Source organism: Lentzea sp. NPDC102401, from assembly GCF_044765805.1.
GTDB lineage: Bacteria > Actinomycetota > Actinomycetes > Mycobacteriales > Pseudonocardiaceae > Lentzea > Lentzea sokolovensis.
The window spans coordinates 183,134-198,753 of record NZ_JBIWKS010000005.1; the positions used below are offsets into that span (position 1 = coordinate 183,134).

The 15,620-nt window shown below is 68.9% G+C and carries 18 protein-coding genes; 15 read left to right on the forward strand and 3 right to left on the reverse strand.

Features of this window, described 5'->3' with window-relative positions; translation table 11 throughout:
- Positions 1-7: 7 nt before the first annotated feature.
- The 7 genes from ACIRG5_RS19850 to ACIRG5_RS19880 all read left to right on the forward strand — a co-directional run bounded on the left by ACIRG5_RS19850 (position 8) and on the right by ACIRG5_RS19880 (position 8,794).
- Positions 8-1,039: a dipeptidase gene (locus ACIRG5_RS19850; protein WP_402906503.1), complete on the forward strand. Its 1,032-nt coding sequence runs from the start codon at positions 8-10 to the stop codon at positions 1,037-1,039.
- Positions 1,036-4,257: an LpqB family beta-propeller domain-containing protein gene (locus tag ACIRG5_RS19855; protein WP_402906505.1), complete on the forward strand. Its 3,222-nt coding sequence runs from the start codon at positions 1,036-1,038 to the stop codon at positions 4,255-4,257. The genes ACIRG5_RS19850 and ACIRG5_RS19855 overlap by 4 nt, the downstream gene beginning before the upstream one ends.
- Entirely contained in the window at positions 4,257-5,321 is a 1,065-nt protein-coding gene (locus tag ACIRG5_RS19860; RefSeq protein ID WP_402906507.1) for a M20 family metallopeptidase, read from the forward strand. Before ACIRG5_RS19855 ends, ACIRG5_RS19860 begins: the two co-directional genes overlap by 1 nt.
- The gene (locus tag ACIRG5_RS19865) at positions 5,318-6,127 is read left to right on the forward strand and encodes a GNAT family N-acetyltransferase (RefSeq protein ID WP_402906509.1); all 810 of its coding nucleotides are present in this window, start codon (positions 5,318-5,320) and stop codon (positions 6,125-6,127) included. The genes ACIRG5_RS19860 and ACIRG5_RS19865 overlap by 4 nt, the downstream gene beginning before the upstream one ends.
- Positions 6,124-7,239, forward strand: a complete 1,116-nt coding sequence (gene menC, locus ACIRG5_RS19870; RefSeq protein WP_402906510.1) for an o-succinylbenzoate synthase — start codon at positions 6,124-6,126, stop codon at positions 7,237-7,239. The genes ACIRG5_RS19865 and menC overlap by 4 nt, the downstream gene beginning before the upstream one ends.
- 147 nt (positions 7,240-7,386) lie before the next feature.
- Positions 7,387-7,584, forward strand: a complete 198-nt coding sequence (locus ACIRG5_RS19875) for a hypothetical protein (RefSeq protein ID WP_402906512.1) — start codon at positions 7,387-7,389, stop codon at positions 7,582-7,584.
- Positions 7,565-8,794: a hypothetical protein gene (locus tag ACIRG5_RS19880; protein WP_402906514.1), complete on the forward strand. Its 1,230-nt coding sequence runs from the start codon at positions 7,565-7,567 to the stop codon at positions 8,792-8,794. Before ACIRG5_RS19875 ends, ACIRG5_RS19880 begins: the two co-directional genes overlap by 20 nt.
- Here the strand turns inward: ACIRG5_RS19880 and ACIRG5_RS19885 are convergent.
- Together ACIRG5_RS19885 and ACIRG5_RS19890 are read right to left on the reverse strand one after the other, a co-directional pair.
- On the reverse strand, positions 8,791-9,039 hold the full coding sequence (locus tag ACIRG5_RS19885; RefSeq protein ID WP_402906516.1) for a hypothetical protein: 249 nt from the start codon (positions 9,037-9,039) through the stop codon (positions 8,791-8,793). The genes ACIRG5_RS19880 and ACIRG5_RS19885 overlap by 4 nt on opposite strands.
- Positions 9,040-9,052: 13 nt before the next feature.
- Entirely contained in the window at positions 9,053-9,721 is a 669-nt protein-coding gene (locus ACIRG5_RS19890; protein WP_402906518.1) for a LysR family transcriptional regulator, read from the reverse strand.
- Between the two features lie 91 nt (positions 9,722-9,812).
- Here ACIRG5_RS19890 and ACIRG5_RS19895 point away from each other — a divergent pair, with 91 nt between their 5' ends.
- The 7 genes from ACIRG5_RS19895 (at position 9,813) to ACIRG5_RS19925 (ending at position 13,664) form a co-directional block, all read left to right on the forward strand.
- Positions 9,813-10,484, forward strand: coding sequence for an SDR family oxidoreductase (locus ACIRG5_RS19895; RefSeq protein WP_402906520.1), 672 nt, complete (start codon positions 9,813-9,815; stop codon positions 10,482-10,484).
- A gap of 13 nt (positions 10,485-10,497) precedes the next feature.
- Complete coding sequence (locus ACIRG5_RS19900; protein ID WP_402906522.1) at positions 10,498-10,806, forward strand: hypothetical protein; 309 nt, start codon at positions 10,498-10,500, stop codon at positions 10,804-10,806.
- Positions 10,807-11,061: 255 nt separating this feature from the next.
- The gene (locus ACIRG5_RS19905) at positions 11,062-11,895 is read left to right on the forward strand and encodes a hypothetical protein (RefSeq protein ID WP_402906524.1); all 834 of its coding nucleotides are present in this window, start codon (positions 11,062-11,064) and stop codon (positions 11,893-11,895) included.
- Between the two features lie 12 nt (positions 11,896-11,907).
- Positions 11,908-12,231: a WXG100 family type VII secretion target gene (locus ACIRG5_RS19910; protein ID WP_402906526.1), complete on the forward strand. Its 324-nt coding sequence runs from the start codon at positions 11,908-11,910 to the stop codon at positions 12,229-12,231.
- Positions 12,228-12,728, forward strand: coding sequence for a hypothetical protein (locus ACIRG5_RS19915; protein ID WP_402906528.1), 501 nt, complete (start codon positions 12,228-12,230; stop codon positions 12,726-12,728). Before ACIRG5_RS19910 ends, ACIRG5_RS19915 begins: the two co-directional genes overlap by 4 nt.
- Entirely contained in the window at positions 12,721-13,221 is a 501-nt protein-coding gene (locus ACIRG5_RS19920) for a hypothetical protein (RefSeq protein WP_402906530.1), read from the forward strand. Before ACIRG5_RS19915 ends, ACIRG5_RS19920 begins: the two co-directional genes overlap by 8 nt.
- Positions 13,218-13,664, forward strand: a complete 447-nt coding sequence (locus ACIRG5_RS19925; RefSeq protein ID WP_402906531.1) for a hypothetical protein — start codon at positions 13,218-13,220, stop codon at positions 13,662-13,664. The genes ACIRG5_RS19920 and ACIRG5_RS19925 overlap by 4 nt, the downstream gene beginning before the upstream one ends.
- A 57-nt stretch (positions 13,665-13,721) precedes the next feature.
- Here ACIRG5_RS19925 and ACIRG5_RS19930 read toward each other — a convergent pair whose 3' ends face one another.
- Entirely contained in the window at positions 13,722-13,904 is a 183-nt protein-coding gene (locus tag ACIRG5_RS19930; protein ID WP_402906533.1) for a hypothetical protein, read from the reverse strand.
- A gap of 576 nt (positions 13,905-14,480) precedes the next feature.
- Between ACIRG5_RS19930 and ACIRG5_RS19935 the strand changes: the two genes are divergently transcribed.
- Positions 14,481-15,566 carry an ABC transporter substrate-binding protein gene (locus tag ACIRG5_RS19935; RefSeq protein WP_402906535.1) on the forward strand — a complete coding sequence of 362 codons (1,086 nt, stop codon included), beginning with the start codon at positions 14,481-14,483 and terminating at the stop codon, positions 15,564-15,566.
- The last annotated feature ends 54 nt before the right edge of the window (positions 15,567-15,620 follow it).

A 15,620-nucleotide genomic window follows, 5' to 3' on the forward strand; every position in this document is an offset into this window, starting at 1 on the left:
AGGCTTCATGATCGACGATCTGCACGGGCGCAGCGTCGTCGCGGACACCCACAACGACCTCTTGGACGCGCTCGTCCACCGCCCGGTCGAGCGGTGGGTGCCGCACTTCCGCGAACGGTGGCTGCCGCAACTGCAGGCGGGCGGGGTGAACCTGCAGGTCCTGCCGGTGTTCATCGACGACGTGTTCCGGCCGGAAGGCGCGTTGCGGCAGACGTTGCGGATGATCGAGGTCGCGCACCGCGTCGCCGAGGCGAGCCCGGAGACCAGGCTCTGCGTCACCGGCGCCGAGATCGACGAGGCACTCGACGACGACCGCATCGCACTCGTGCTCGCGCTGGAGAGCGCGCCGGGCGTGGGCGAGGACGTCGAACTGCTGGAGACGCTGTACCGGCTGGGCGTGCGGATCGCGTCCCTCGCGCACTTCGGCCGCACCGCGCTGGCCGACGGCAGCGGCGAGGACGCCACCGGCAGCAGGCTGACCAGGGCAGGCGTCGCCGCGCACGCCGAGATGGAACGTCTCGGCATGATCTTCGACGTCAGCCACCTGAGCGCGGCGGGCGTCGACCACGTGCTGGAGCTCTCGACCCGGCCGGTGATGGCGACGCACTCGTCGGCACGGGCGTTGCGCGACCACCACCGCAACCTCACCGACGCCCAGATCAAGGGCATCGCGGACAACGGCGGCGTGGTGTGCGTGAACTTCTTCGCGCCGTTCCTGCACGAGTCCGACTTCACGATCGACCGCCTGGTCGACCACGTCGAGCACATCGCGGGCGTCATGGGCGTCCGGCACGTCGGCCTCGGCCCGGACTTCGTCAAGGAGGTCCTGGAGGACACCACGCCGCCGTGCTGCGAGGCCCAGTTCATCGAGGGCGTCCCGACCGACCGCTTCCTGCCGGGGCTGGAAGGACCGGCAGGACTGCCGCTGGTGACCGAGGCACTGCTGAAGAGGGGATGGCCCGAGGACGACGTCGTCCGCGTCCTGGGCCAGAACGTGCTCGACCTGTTCCGTTCCGAACTGAGGGGATCCGCGTCATGACCACCGTCGAGGACCTGTACGGCCACGCACTGCCGGAGCAGCCCGCGATCTCGCCCGACGGAACCGAGATCGTCTACGTCCTGCGCACCACCGACCGCGAGAACGACCGCGACGAGCGCGCGCTCTGGCGGGTGTCGGACGGCAGGACGAAACAGCTCACCAGGGGGAAGTCCGACACGTCACCGGCGTGGTCGCCGGACGGCAGGATCGCCTTCCTGCGCGCCCAGGACGGCCCGCCGCAGATCTGGCTGCTGGACGGCGAACCCGAGCAGCTCACGGAACTCGCGCTCGGCGCGGGCGCACCGGTGTGGAACGCCGACGGCACGAAGCTCGCGTTCTCGGCACCCGTGGACATCGCCGACGCCTCCGCGCCGATCGTCACGAGCCGCCTGGACCACAAGGCGGACGGGGCCGGGTACCTGCGCAGCGTCCGCGCCCACCTGCACGTCCTCGACCTGGAGACCCGCGAGGTCCGGCAGCTGACCAGCGGAGACTGGCACGCGAACACTCCCGCGTGGTCACCGGACGGAACGAAGCTCGCCTTCACGGCCTCGCGCGACGAGGACGCCGACCTGACGTTCCGCGTGCCGGTGCACGTCGTCGAGGTCGACGGCCACGCGGAACCGCGGCTCGTCGGACTCGCCGAGGGGCAGGCCGCGACGGTCACGTGGACCGAGGCCGGTCTGCTGGTCGTCGGGCGCACCACCGCCGACGCCGGCCACCTCGACCTCCTGCTCCTGGAGCTCGACGGCACGGTCAGGAACCTGTCAGCGTCGCTCGACCGCAACCTCATGCCCGGCATGGCGGGATACCCCGGCGGACTGCCGGTCCAGCACGGCGCCACGGTGTTGTTCTGCGCCCGTGACCGGGGCTGCACCCAGCTCTACGCCGTCGACCTCGAAGGCGGCGACGGGCCGCGCCTGGTGCTGGGCGGAGACTCCCGCGTGGTGGCAGGGCTTTCCGTCGCCGGTGACACCGCGGCCGTCGTCCTGGGCACGCCCACCTCGTACGGTGAGATCGCCACCGTCGACCTCACCACCGGCGAGACGACCGTCCACACCGGACACGGCAGCATCGAGCCGTTCGTCCGCGAGGAACGGGAGTTCACGATCTCGGACGGCACCGTCGTGCACGGCTGGCTCGTCCGCGACCCGGAGAACACCGGTCCTTCGCCGCTGCTGCTGGACATCCACGGCGGCCCGCACAACGCGTGGAACGGTGCCGCCGACCCGGTCCACCTCTACCACCAGGTGCTGGCACAGCAGGGCTGGACGGTGCTGCTGCTCAACCCGCGCGGCAGCGACGGCTACGGCGAGGCCTTCTACCGGGCCGCGCTCGGCGCGTGGGGCAAGGCCGACGCAGGCGACTTCCTGGAGCCGGTCGACCAGCTCGTCGCGGAGGGACTCGCCGACCCGGCCAAGCTCGCCGTCACCGGCTACAGCTACGGCGGCTTCATGACCTGCTACCTGACCAGCCGCGACCCGAGGTTCGCCGCCGCCGTCGCGGGTGGCGTGGTCAGCGACCTGACGAGCATGGCGGGCACCTCGGACGGCGGCCACTACCTGACCGCGCTCGAACTGGGCGGCACCGGCGAGCACCTCGCGGAGCTGTCCCCGCTGACGCGCGTCGGTGACGTCAGCACGCCGACGCTGATCTACCAGGGCGCGGCCGACGACCGGTGCCCCGTGGGCCAGGCCGAGCAGTGGTTCACCGCGTTGCGCCAGAACGGCGTGCCCACCGAGCTGGTGCTCTACCCGGACGAGTCGCACCTGTTCATCCTGAACGGCAAGCCGTCGCACCGCGCGGACTTCAACCGCCGTGTGATCGACTGGGTGCGCGAGTACGCGGAGAACCGCAAGCCGCTCGACCAGAAGCACTGGCAGCGCAGGCTTTCCGCACTCTCCAAGAAGCACGACCTGCCAGGAGCGGCACTCGGCATCCTCTACAAGGGCGACACGATCCAGGCGCACCACGGCGTGCTGAACCTGACGACCGGCGTCGAGGTCACCGACGACACGATCTTCCAGATCGGTTCGATGGGCAAGGTGTGGACGACGACGGTCGTCATGCAGCTCGTCGACGAGGGACTGCTCGACCTCGACGCCCCAATCGTCGACGTGCTGCCCGAGCTGAAGCTGTCCGACCCGGTGGTCGAGCAGAAGGTGACCATGCGGCACCTCCTCACGCACACCAGCGGCATCGACGGCGACAACTTCACCGACACCGGCCGCGGCGACAACTGCCTGGAGCTCTACACCGAACTGCTCGCCGACGCCGCCCAGAACCACCCGCTCGGCGCGACCTTCTCCTACAGCAACGCCGGTTTCGTCCTGGCCGGCCGGGTGATCGAGAAGCTCACCGGCAAGACGTGGGACGTGGCGATGCGCGAGAGGCTCTACGAGCCGCTAGGACTCACCCGCGCCGGCACGTTGCCGGAGGAGGCGCTGCTGCACCGCGCGGCGGTCGGCCACGTCACCAAGGACGAGAAGCTCGAAACGGCGCCGGTGTGGATGCTGCCGCGCTCGCTCGGCCCGGCCGGGACGATCTTCGCGAGCGCGGAGGACGTGCTGAAGTTCGCGCGGATGCACCTCAACGGCGGCGTCGCCGAGGACGGCACGCGGGTGCTGTCCGAGGCGTCCACCGCTGCGATGACCGAGAAGCAGACCGACGTGCCCGACCAGGAGGCGCTGGGCGACTCGTGGGGCGTCGGCTGGATCCGGTTCGGCTGGGACGGGGCACGGCTGATCGGCCACGACGGCAACACCATCGGCCAGTCCGCGTTCCTGCGCATCCTGCCGGAGCACGACCTCGCGGTCACGTTGCTGACCAACGGCGACACGGCCCGTGAGGTATATCTGGAGCTGTACAAGGAGATCTTCGCCGAACTGGCGGGCATCGACATGCCGATGCCACGGCAGCCCGCGGCCGAACCGCCCACTGTGGACAACGCACCGTACCTCGGCAGGTACGAGCGGGCCTCGATGAGGCTCGACATCGTCGAGGGCGAGCACGGGCTGCAATTGGACGTGACGCCGACCGGTCCGATGGCGGGCATGTTCCCGAAGCCGCCCGCGGTCGACCTCGTCCCCGCCGGCGACGGGCGATTCCTCTACCTGTGGCCGGACTCCAAGAGCTGGTCCTCACTGGTCTTCTACACGCTGCCGACCGGGGAGCAGTACGTGCACATGGGTGTCCGCGCAACGCCGAAGGTGTCCTGATGAACCTGATCGACGACATCGAGCGGCTCGTGTCCTGCGAGTCGCCGTCCACCGACCTGGCGGCGGTCGCCCGCAGTGCCGAGGTCACCGCCGCGGTGGGTGCCGCGCTGCTCGGCTCGCAGCCGGAACGGATCGTGCTCGACGGCCGCACGCACCTGCGGTGGCGGCTGGGATCGGGACCGCGCAGGGTGTTGCTGCTCGGCCACCACGACACGGTGTGGCCGATCGGCACGCTGGAGCGGATTCCGTTCAGCGTGCGGGACGGTGTGCTGCGCGGGCCCGGCTGCTTCGACATGAAGACCGGCGTCGCGATGATCTTCCACGCCGTCGCGGCGCTCGGTTCCCCCGACGGCGTCACGGTTCTCATCACCGGCGACGAGGAGATCGGCTCGCCGACGTCGCGCGGGCTGATCGAGACCGAGGCCGTGGAGCACGCGGCTGTCCTGGTGTGCGAGGGCTCCGCGGACGGCGGCGCGCTGAAGACCGAGCGCAAGGGCACGTCGATGTACGAGGTGACGTTGCACGGACGCGCCTCGCACGCCGGGCTCGAACCCGAACGCGGGGTGAACGCCACGATCGAGGCCGCGCACCAGATTCTGGCGGTCTCGCAACTGGCCGACTCCGTCGCCGGGACCACCGTCGTACCGACCGTGCTCTCCTCCGGCACGACGACGAACACCGTTCCCGCACAAGGGAGGTTCATGGTGGACGTGCGCGTGCGGAACCTGGAGGAACAGCGCCGGGTGGACGAGGACATGAAGGCGCTGCGCCCCGCGCTCGACGGCGCGAAGGTCGAGGTGTCCGGCGGCCCGAACCGCCCGCCGCTGGAGCTGTCCGCTTCCTCCGCGTTGTTCGAACGGGCCTCCGCGCTCCTCCCCGGGATCACGCAGGCCGCGGTCGGCGGCGCGTCGGACGGCAACTTCACCGCGGGCGTGGGAGTTCCGACGCTCGACGGCCTTGGAGCCGTCGGTGGCGGTGCGCACGCCGAGAGCGAGCACGTGCTGGTGTCGGAGCTCGTTCCGCGCACCCAGCTGCTCGCGGCGCTCGTCAAGGAGCTGACATGACGATGGTGAAGCAGAACGTGGTGGTTCGTCAGCTCACGGACTACGCGGAACTCCTGGCCACGCAACGGTTGTACGAGTCGATCTGGCGGCCGACCGGCGACGGCGGCACTCCCCCGGTCACCGCCGAGCTGCTGAGGGCGATGACGAAGGCGGGCAGCTACGTCGCGGGCGCGTTCGACGGCGACGCCCTGGTGGGTGCCTGCATCGGGTTCTGCTCGCCCCCCGCCGCCGGTGCGCTGCACAGCCACATCGCCGGGGTGGCGGCGGGCATGCGCGGACGCAACGTCGGCTACGCGCTCAAGCTCGACCAGCGGACGTGGGCGCTCGAACGCGGGCTCACCGAGGTCAGCTGGACGTTCGACCCGCTGGTGCGCCGCAACGCCTATTTCAACCTGGGCAAGCTCGCCGCCGACGCGACCGAGTACCTGCCCGACTTCTACGGCCACATGCACGACGACATCAACGGCGGCGGCGAGACCGACCGGCTGCTGGTCAGCTGGCGCATCTCCTCCCCCGCGGCGGTGGCCGCGTGCGAGGGCCGGCCGCGGACCGTCAACGCGACGGGTGTGGTCGGGCTCGGGATCTCCGAGGACGGCCGGCCGGTGCCGGGAGTGTGTTCCGGCAGCACGGTTCTGGTCGCCGTGCCGCCGGACGTCGAGTCGCTGCGGGCCACGAACCCGGCGGTGGCAGACGAGTGGCGTCACGCCGTGCGGGAGGTGCTCGGCGGGCTGCTCGCGAGCGGTGCGCGGATAACCGGGTTCGACAGGTCCGGCTGGTACGTCGTCGAGAGGAGCAGTGAGTCGTGAAGCTGACCGGGGTGGAGATCCGCTGGGTCGAGATGCCGCTGAAGTCGCCGTTCCGCACCTCGTTCGGCACGCAGACCGTGCGGCAGTTGCTGCTGCTGCGCGCGGTCACGGACGAGGGCGAGGGCTGGGGCGAGTGCGGTGCCCTGGTCGATCCGGTGTACTCGCCGGAGTACGTGGAGGGCTGCGCCGACGTGCTGCGGCGGTTCTTCATCCCGGCGCTGACCGGACCGGTCGACGGCATCTCCGTCGCACCCCGGCTGGCGAGGTTCCACGGTCATCGGATGGCCAAGGCGGCGCTGGAGATGGCCGTCCTGGACGCCGAACTGCGCGCTCGTGGCGTGTCGTTCGGCCGTGAGCTGGGCGCTGTCCGCGATCGCGTGCCGTGCGGGGTGTCGGTCGGGATCATGAACTCGATCCCCGAGCTGCTCGACGCCGTCGGCGGCTACCTCGACGAGGGCTACGAGCGGATCAAGCTGAAGATCGAGCCCGGCTGGGACGTCGAACCCGTGCGGGCCGTGCGCGAGCGGTTCGGTGACGACGTGTTGCTGCAGGTCGACGCGAACACCGCGTACACGCTGGGCGACGCCCGGCACCTCGCGAAGCTCGACCCGTTCGACCTGCTGCTGATCGAACAGCCGCTGGCCGAGGAGGAGCTGCTCGCCCACGCCGAGCTCGCCAAGGTCGTGCGGACGCCGATCTGCCTGGACGAGTCGATCACCTCGGCGTCGTCGGCGGCCGACGCGATCAGGCTCGGCGCCTGCCAGATCGTCAACATCAAGCCCGGCAGGGTCGGCGGGTACCTGGAGGCGCGGCGCATCCACGACGTGTGCGCGGCGAACAACGTCGCGGTGTGGGTCGGCGGGATGCTCGAGACCGGCATCGGCAGGGCCGCGAACGTGGCGCTGGCGGCGTTGCCCGGCTGCACGCTGCCGGGCGACACTTCGGCGTCCGGCCGCTACTACCAGCTGGACGTCACCGAGCCGTTCGTGCTCCAGGACGGCCACCTGCCCGTTCCGACGGGGCCGGGGCTGGGTGTGACGCCGTTGGCCGACGTGCTGGACGCGGTGACGGTGAAGACGGAGTGGATTCCTGTGGCGTCCAACCCGTACTGACCTGCTGGAACAAAACCCCCGCAGGCCAGTGCGGCTCAGGACCCGCGAACCCTTCGGCCGGCCACTCGGCCGGATGTGTGCCGAGGTTCGCGGGTCTGGGCTCGCACTGCGTCAAGCTGACTGGCTCCGCGATCACGGTGACGCCGCGTGCGTGGCGATCAGGCGGTCATCGCGGCGGCGACCGAGGCGCCGGAAACCGTTGCCTGCGCCTGTTTCCACCTCGATCCGACTTCACGGCGTTCGAGCGAATCTGGCGCGACGGCGGTAACGGACGATCAAGTCGGCCAGATCCTGTCCATGGTCATCCGATGGCAGGAGATGGTGCATGAAGATCGAACGACGTAAGTGGGCCCGGGCTGTGGGCGAGGACGCCGCGCCCGCGCTGCTCAAGTTGCTCGAAGCCGGAGGCCTGGCCTTCGACCCGGTGGAGAACCGGGTCAACCCCGTCTACCGCGAATACACCGACGAGCTGCCGGAAGAGGACTTCCGCCAGGTCTTGGCGATGTTGGGCAAGGCGAGCCCGCAGCTGCTGCCCCAGGCCGACTACGAGAAGGTCGAGACGGACTTCAAGCGCCGCACCGACAAGCAGTGGATCGCTGAGCAGGCCAAGCTGGCCGAGGAGCGCAAGCAGGCGCAGGCCGCGACCGAGCAGCGGTTGCTCGAAGCGGGGTTGCACGCACTCGGCGGTTCCGGGACGACGTGGACCGCGCGGGCGGCGCAGATCAGCGCGTGGTGGGCCGACGTCAAGCGGCGGGAGGCCCTGGAGGACTGGGAGAAGGTGTTCACCTCCAACCGGATGACCGCCCGCCAGGTCAACGCCAAGGGCCGCGGTGGCACGTTCGGCATCATGAACCGGCACGACCGCAAGGACCTCGCGAAGGAGCGGCAGATCTACCTCGACCGGGCACCGGGCGGCATCCTCGCCCGCACCGAACCGGCCAACTTCTTCTCCGGCCACGGCAGCGCCAACCGCAAGGACGAGCTGGGCCTGCACGACCTCAGCGGCACCCTGCTGACCTCGGCCCGTCCGATCCTGAAGCAGCTCAAGCCCTACGACGAGGCCGTGGTCGTGTTCACGCCCGCGCCCACCGAGACCGACTCCCAGGTCTTCGCCGCCCTCTCCTCGCTGGACAAGCCCGACGCCGACAAGTTGCGCGAGTACCGCAGCAGGTTCGCCCGCCTGCGTTTGGCGCAGAGCAGCGACATGGGCGCGGTGTTCGTCGACGACAACGTCGACCCGAAGGCCCCGATCCGCGCCCGTTACGGCATCAACGGCCGGGTGCTGCTCCCCGGCGGCGCCATCATTCCGGTCGACGCGACCATGCTGGCCAAGCGCCACACCGACGCGCTGGAGCACAGCACGATCCTCAGCAGCGACCCCAAAGCGCTCGTCAACGAGGTCGTCATCGTCTACCGGCAGCACGCGGCGACTGACCTGTTCCCGTTGTTCGCTCAGTGGGACAGGGACACCACCAGCTACCGCGTCCTCGACCGGAAGACGCTGGCGCGCACCGGTGCGTGGATCTCCGACGCCGGCGTCTGGAACGCGGCCTAGACGGGCACCGCACGGGCGATCGCCGTCGCCGAGCGGGACCCGTAACGGCTGAAGGCGACTACGAGGTCCGCGCCCCGATGGATCCGGCGCCCGCGCCCTTCTCGGGAGGCGAGAGAGTCCGGCCCGACGAGCTGCTGGGCCGGCACGCCGAACTCGCCCGGCGACGCCTGGAATTCGACGACGTCGGCTGATGACCGCCTCAGGTCAGGAGCTTGATCGACGACCTCGGCGCGGTCGTCGACCAAGCCGACGACCGCTTCACATCTGCTGGGCGATCTCGGCGAACTCGGCGATGAGCGGCGTGTGCCGGTGTTCGGCCCACGCCAGTGCCACCTCGGCCGGCGCGATGTCCTCGATCGGCACGTGCACGAGGTCCTCGCGAGAGTAGAAGGTCGCGGTCGACAACGGCAGATCCGCCTCCAGCACGCTTTCCCTGCCCGCCAGCCGATGCGTCGCCGGCACCACGGCCACGCGCGGCTCGTCGAACAGCGGAACGTGCCGGAGCCCGTCCAACGGAACCGGCAGCCGCACACAGCTCACGTCGACGCGCCCGTCGTGGATGACGTCGACCTGGTCCTCCCACGTCGTGCGCAGCACGTCGACCTGCAGACCGGGATGCCGCGACGCCAGCAGCCGCACCGCGGGCGTGACGATCAGACCCGGCATGAACCCGACTGTGAACGTGTCCGTCACACCGACCCGTCGCAGCAACGCCGAGGTCTGCGTGAGCAACGGGCGGGCGTCCTCCAGCAGCCGCGAGCCGGCCGGTGTCAGCGAGGTTCCCTTCGACGAACGGTCGAACAGCTGCACCTTCAGCTCGGTCTCCAGCGCGCGGATCTGCCGGGACAGCACGGGTTGCGCGATGTGCAGGGCCTCGGCGGCGCGGCCGAAGTTCAGGTGCTCGGCGACCGCCACGAAGTACCGCACCTTCGCAGGTCCAGGTCCATACCTCCAGGGTATCGCGCACGACCGAGCAGGTCTTGGACCACGCGCCTGCCGCGGGTGCACGCTCGAAACCATGAAATCCACACTGGACGGACAGCGGATCGCAGTCCTCGGCGGCTCATCGGGAATCGGGCTCGCGACGGCAAAAGCGGCGCAACAGGCAGGCGCGGAAGTCACGATCGTTTCGCGCAAACCACCGGCCGGCTTCGCCGCCCACCCGACCGACCTGGCCGATCCCGCAGCCATCACCGAGGCTTTCGACACCATCGGCGAGATCGACCACCTCGTCTACACGGCGGGGGAGCCGCTCGAACTGATGACGCTCAACGACTTCGACCGCGACCGCGCGAGAAGTTTCTTCGGTCTCAGGTACTTCAGCGTGCTCGACGCCGTCAGAGCCGCGCGGGTGACCACCTCGATCACGCTCACCACCGGCATCGCGAAGGACCGACCGGGGCCGGGTTGGGCGGTCGCGGCGAGCATCTGCGGCGCGGTCGAGGCGCTGACCAAGGCGCTCGCGATCGAACTGGCGCCGCTGCGGGTCAACGCGGTCAGCCCCGGCGTGGTGCGCAGCCCGTTGTGGGGCCCGGACGCCGAACAGCTCTACCTGGATGTCGGCAAGACGCTGCCGTTGCAACGGGTCGGCGAGGTGGAGGAGATCGCCCACGCGTACCTCTATCTCATGACGCAGCCGTGGGCGACCGGCACGATCCTCACGGTCGACGGCGGCACGACGATCGCCTGAAGGTCGGGACTGCGTGATCACGGCCTCGACGGAACGGAGCGTGGCCTCGCGAACAGCTTTGCCGTGCGCCGGATCCGGAAGCGCGCGAGCGATCGAGACGGCGCCGCCGTTCGTCCGCTTCCGCGACGTCGAGGACGTCGAACTCGACGCCGAACTGCTCGCGGATCACCTCCTCCAGGAACAGCCTCGTCAGGGACGAACGCCTTCCAACGCCAGCGTGGCGAGCCGGGCCCGTCAACGGCCCTGTGCCGAATTCGCCAACGGCACCGTCGAATGTGATGCTGCGCTTCTGTGGCGCCAAGGAAGGCGTCCACAGCGGTGAGCACTGCGTTCGGCTTCTCGCGGGCCGGGACGTGGCCTGCGCCTTCGATCAGCTGGAAGCGTGGTGGGGATCGCCGCGGCATTTCCCGTCATCTTGCGCACTCCTGCATCTCGCAGCCCACACCCCCATTCAGATTAATCAACTACGGATATATGGACTCTCCGTATCAAATGGTCCGTTCGAGGGACCACATTCAGCCTTTCGAGTCATCACCTCGTGATCATGTTGCTACTCTCCGAAACAGGGAGGTATTTCATGACAGAGGGCGACAGGGCGGACGGAAGCCAAAATTACGAGGCCCGGCTCGCTGAGCAGCACCATCGGCTGGCGTTGGCGAGAGCGGGGTACATGCCGCCGGCACCAGAGCCGTACGAGCTCGAGGACTCGGTCGCCACGGCGCCGGGTGTGAGTGTCGTGGTGCGGAACCGCCGGATCATCTGGCTCGACATCCACCCGGATCTGCTCACACAGCCGCCCGGTGCCGTGTCGAAGCCGATGAGAGAGGCCATCAACGCCGCCTTGGAGCAGTCGTTGATCGACATGCCCGGCGCCGGTGATCCAGGCCCCGACCTCGCCGCGCTGGGTCAGCAGCTTGCGGACTTCACCCGGCAGGGTGGCGAGGCGTTGCGCCGGATCCAGGGCCTGCTCGAGGCGTCGATGGCGAAGACCGGTATCAGCGGTGACAGCACGCCCCAGTACGTCGGCCACGTTTTCCAGGACGCGATGGACGTGGTGACCTCCACCCAGGCGGCGCTGTCGGCGGATCCGGCGCCGATGGTCGTCGGTGAAGGCCGTGACGACGACAACGAGGTCAACGCCGCCGTTACCAGCGGCCAGGTCGATGCCTTGACGCTGACGGTTGTCGCGTTGCAGTTCCCGCCCGCGCAGCTGACGCAGGCGGTGATCCAGGCGGTCAACACCGCGATCGACGAGTGGGAACGCCTGTCCACCGCGGCGGACAGACCCACGCTGGACGTCGCCGCATTGCAGGCGGTCAGTGAACAAGCAGAAAAGGTCCGCGAGCAGAGCATGCAGCACCTGCGCGCCTACACGACCAACCTCACCTCGATCATGCGCACCGTCGACTAGGGAGTGACAACGATGTCCGGGATGGAAGTGTCCGCCGAGATGATCGGCGGATCCGCGAAGGAGATCCTGGGGACCGGCGACTCCCTGACGAGTGACATCGCCGCGTTCCGCAGCCAGGTCGAAGGTCTGACCGGCGCGTTCGGCGGCGACGAGCTCGGCTCGGCGCTGGGCACGATCTACCAGATCGTCTCCGAGGCCGCGTTCGAGTCGTTCGAGGACAACGCCGACGGTCTCGCGGAGATCGGCCAGAACCTGCAGGGCATGGCCGACGACTACTCGGCCGTCGAGAGCACCAACCAGGGCACGTTCCAGCAGCTGTTGGGAGAACAGGCATGACCACCGGCATGATGCTGCCCCCGGAGCTGTCCGGGCTGCTCAACACCCTGGGCTTCAACTGGCCGGAGAGCGACGAGGGCAAGCTCTTCGACCTCGGCGGTCTCTGGTCGGACTTCGCCGACCGGCTCGGCCCCGCCGCGGCCGCCGCCGAGGAGCACGCCCAGCAGGTGCTGAGCGCGAACAGGGGCGCGGCCATCGACGGCTTCAAGGCGTTCTGGAACGACGAGGAGGCACCGAGGAAGAACCTCGAGGACGGCGCCACCGCCTCGTCGCTGATCGGTGCCGGCCTCTACGTCTGCGCGGGCGTGGTGGTCGCACTCAAGATCGCCGTCGTCGTGCAGCTGGCCATGCTCGCCATCCAGATCGCCCAGGCCATCGCCACCGCGGTCCCGACGTTCGGCGCCTCGCTGCTGGAGATCCCCATCTTCAAGGAGATCACCTCGATCCTCCTGGACCAGGCGATCGATCTCGCCATCAGCCAGGTGCTCAGTGCCTAAGGTCAAGAAGCCCAAGGCGAACAAGACCATCACCAACGCCGGGGTCTTCAACCCCATCGGCACGAAGCTGCGCACGGCCAAGCGCCCGGCCGGCAACAACGTTCAGCCGCTCGACGTCGACTCGTACGCCAACCTCAAGAAGCGGGAGAAGGTCGGCGACAACCTGGAGCACGACCACATCCCGTCGTCGGCCGCGCTCAAGCGCGCCGAGGAGAAGCGGCTCGGCCGCAAACTGACGAAGCAAGAGGCCGACGCCCTGCACAACAAGGCGAACGCGATCGAGGTCCCGAAAGACGTCCACGCCAAGAGCGACACCTTCCGCGGCAAGAACACGAAGAAGCAGATCGAGGACGACGCGGCGGACCTCAGCAAGGCCGCGAACAGGGACTACGCTACGACCCGCAAGAACCTCCTCGCTCACGGCTACTCGGCCAAGGACGTCGACGCGGCCTTGGACAAGATCAAAGCCGAGAACCGAAAGAAGGGCATATGACCACGGTCTCCGGTGAGATCACCGTGCTGCTGGACGTGCTGGGCCACCGCCAGGGCGACAGCCGCATCCTCGACGCGATCGTCCTGGTCGGCCCCCAGATGGAGGTCAGCGAGTACGACTTCGACGGTGAGAAGTCCACGTACTTCGTCTTCAAGGAGGCCGGTACGGAACTGCTCTTCGAAGACGACGTCCTGGCCTCGGTGATGGTGCGGACCCAGCCGGATTCCGAGGACGAGACCTACGGCGTGTACCCGCGTCCCGACGAGCTGGTACAGGGTCTCTCCGCCACCGCCACTCGCGACGAGGTCACGGCGTTCCTGGGCAGCCCGGAACGCAGCGGTCCGAGCTTCGACCGGTACGAGGTCGGCAACCGCTACCTGCACTTCGAGTTCGGCGCGAACGGCCGGGTCGCCCGGATCTCCGCACTGCTCGAACCGGTCTAGACAGCAGTTCCCGGTGCACGAACACGGGCCCGTCACCGCGTTGGTGGCGGGCCCGTGTCACGTCGCGAGATCAGCGGCTTCCGAGCCGGGCCCGCGAAGCCGACCGGTTGCGGCCGTGTTCCGACGGGGCTCGATCATGCTGACCGAGTCGACGATCACCAGGCTGACACCTCCAGTGCCGACAAGGCGACGCACCCGTGTCGTGCCGCGCAGCGCCGTTGCCGACACCACCATCGTCATGCCGGCTGTGAACAAGGCTGCAGAACCCGGTTCCGGCGTGACAGTTCGAGGGAGATGCGGGCCAGCGCCGGTCAAGATGCGCGGTCCAGGGCCTCAAGTTCCTCAGCCCGTCCAGTGAACACGCCCGTCGCGGCGGGAAGTTGTTGCGGCACCACGGCTGCGGAGGACAAGGACGCGGTATGCAGCGTTACGTCTCCATGCACCGCACCGGTCTGCAGAATCGCTTCCGCAGTCCCTGCAAAGGTGGTGAGCACTTGCGCGATGCCACTGTCAGAGGGATTGGACGGCAAAGCGTTCGCGCCTGATCTGTTGGGTCGTCCCGCCACGGTTCCACACACGAGCGCGTTTCGTCACGATCTCGAAGAGACGCCCGTTGCCGTGGGCGTTCAATCGTTCGGTTGAACGCGGCGTCCATCTCCAGCGCGTTTTTCTCTCCGCCCGGATGACGCGGAGATCCTCTCGGTCACACGAGGATGACAGTCGCCTGACCGTGTACCTCCCCCGCAGAGAGGCTTCCTCACCTTGTCAAGCTCCCTCAGCAGACGACGTGTCCTTGCCGCCGGGGCTGGCGCAGCCTTGGGCTTCAGCGCTTTCGGTGCCGCCGGCGCCGCGGCTTCGCCCGCCGGGGCACCGCACCCCGGCGGGCCGGAGGAGACCAGGACGCTCGACGAGCTCTACCAGGCCGCGCTCGGGGAAGGTGGCAAGCTCATCATCTACGCCGGCGGCGACACACCGACCCAGCAGGACGGCACCAAGGCTGCCTTCAAGGCCCGTTTCCCGGACATCGCCCTGACGTTGATCGTGGACTACAGCAAGTATCACGACGTCCGGGTCGACAACCAGTTCGCCACCGGCACTCCCGTTCCGGACGTCGTGCAGCTCCAGACCGTTCAGGACTTCGTGCGTTGGAAGGAGCAGGGTCGCCTGCTGCGTTACAAGCCCGCCGGGTTCTCGAAGGTCTACGACGCGTTCAAGGATCCGCAGGGCGCGTGGGTCGCCGTCTCGGCGCTCGCCTTCAGCTTCATGTACGGTCCGCCGGCGGTTGGTTCGGCCCCGCCGCGCACCCCACTGGATCTGGTCGACCCGAAGTGGAAGGGCAAGATCGCCTCGTCGTTCCCGCACGATGACGACGCCGTCCTCTACCTCTACTCGCTCTACGCACAGACCTACGGCTGGGACTGGGTGGCCAAACTGGCCGCTCAGGACGTGCGATTCGCTCGCGGCAGCAACACTCCGGGCGAGGCGGTGATGGCTGGGGAGAAGGCGATCGGCATCGGCGGCGCCGGCTCGCTGGCCGCTCCCGCGTCGGCACCCGTGAGGTTCGTGGTCGCCGACGGGCATCCGTTCATGGCCTGGGGCCAGCGGGCCGCGATTCTCAAGCAGGCCAAGAACCCTGCCGCCGCCAAGCTCTACCTGAACTGGCAGCTGTCCCTCACACAGCAGCAGGCGTCCTTCAACGGCTGGTCGGTACGCACGGACGTCACTCCTCCAGCCGGCCTGAAGCCGATCTGGAAGTACCCGAACGCCCACCTCGACGGCTTCCCCCGCTTCATGGCCGACCGCGCCGAGGTAGAGCGCTGGAAGCAGACCTTCGCGCTGTACTTCGGGGAGGTCAAGGGCGACCCCACGCCCGGCTGGCCCGGACTGCGCCCCGGCGCGTAGCCGTCGAACTGTGCTCCGGTGCCGCGACCGGCGGGACCGGAGCACAGTTCTTTC

Excerpts from the sequence above, each read along its gene's own strand:
- ACIRG5_RS19850 (WP_402906503.1), top strand. The coding sequence starts at position 8 with ATGATCGACGATCTGCACGGGCGCAGCGTCGTCGCGGACACCCACAAC.
- ACIRG5_RS19855 (WP_402906505.1), top strand. The coding sequence starts at position 1,036 with ATGACCACCGTCGAGGACCTGTACGGCCACGCACTGCCGGAGCAGCCC.
- ACIRG5_RS19860 (WP_402906507.1), top strand. The coding sequence starts at position 4,257 with ATGAACCTGATCGACGACATCGAGCGGCTCGTGTCCTGCGAGTCGCCG.
- ACIRG5_RS19865 (WP_402906509.1), top strand. The coding sequence starts at position 5,318 with ATGACGATGGTGAAGCAGAACGTGGTGGTTCGTCAGCTCACGGACTAC.
- ACIRG5_RS19880 (WP_402906514.1), top strand. The coding sequence starts at position 7,565 with ATGAAGATCGAACGACGTAAGTGGGCCCGGGCTGTGGGCGAGGACGCC.
- ACIRG5_RS19895 (WP_402906520.1), top strand. The coding sequence starts at position 9,813 with ATGAAATCCACACTGGACGGACAGCGGATCGCAGTCCTCGGCGGCTCA.
- ACIRG5_RS19905 (WP_402906524.1), top strand. The coding sequence starts at position 11,062 with ATGACAGAGGGCGACAGGGCGGACGGAAGCCAAAATTACGAGGCCCGG.
- ACIRG5_RS19910 (WP_402906526.1), top strand. The coding sequence starts at position 11,908 with ATGTCCGGGATGGAAGTGTCCGCCGAGATGATCGGCGGATCCGCGAAG.
- ACIRG5_RS19915 (WP_402906528.1), top strand. The coding sequence starts at position 12,228 with ATGACCACCGGCATGATGCTGCCCCCGGAGCTGTCCGGGCTGCTCAAC.
- ACIRG5_RS19925 (WP_402906531.1), top strand. The coding sequence starts at position 13,218 with ATGACCACGGTCTCCGGTGAGATCACCGTGCTGCTGGACGTGCTGGGC.
- ACIRG5_RS19930 (WP_402906533.1), bottom strand. The coding sequence starts at position 13,904 with ATGACGATGGTGGTGTCGGCAACGGCGCTGCGCGGCACGACACGGGTG.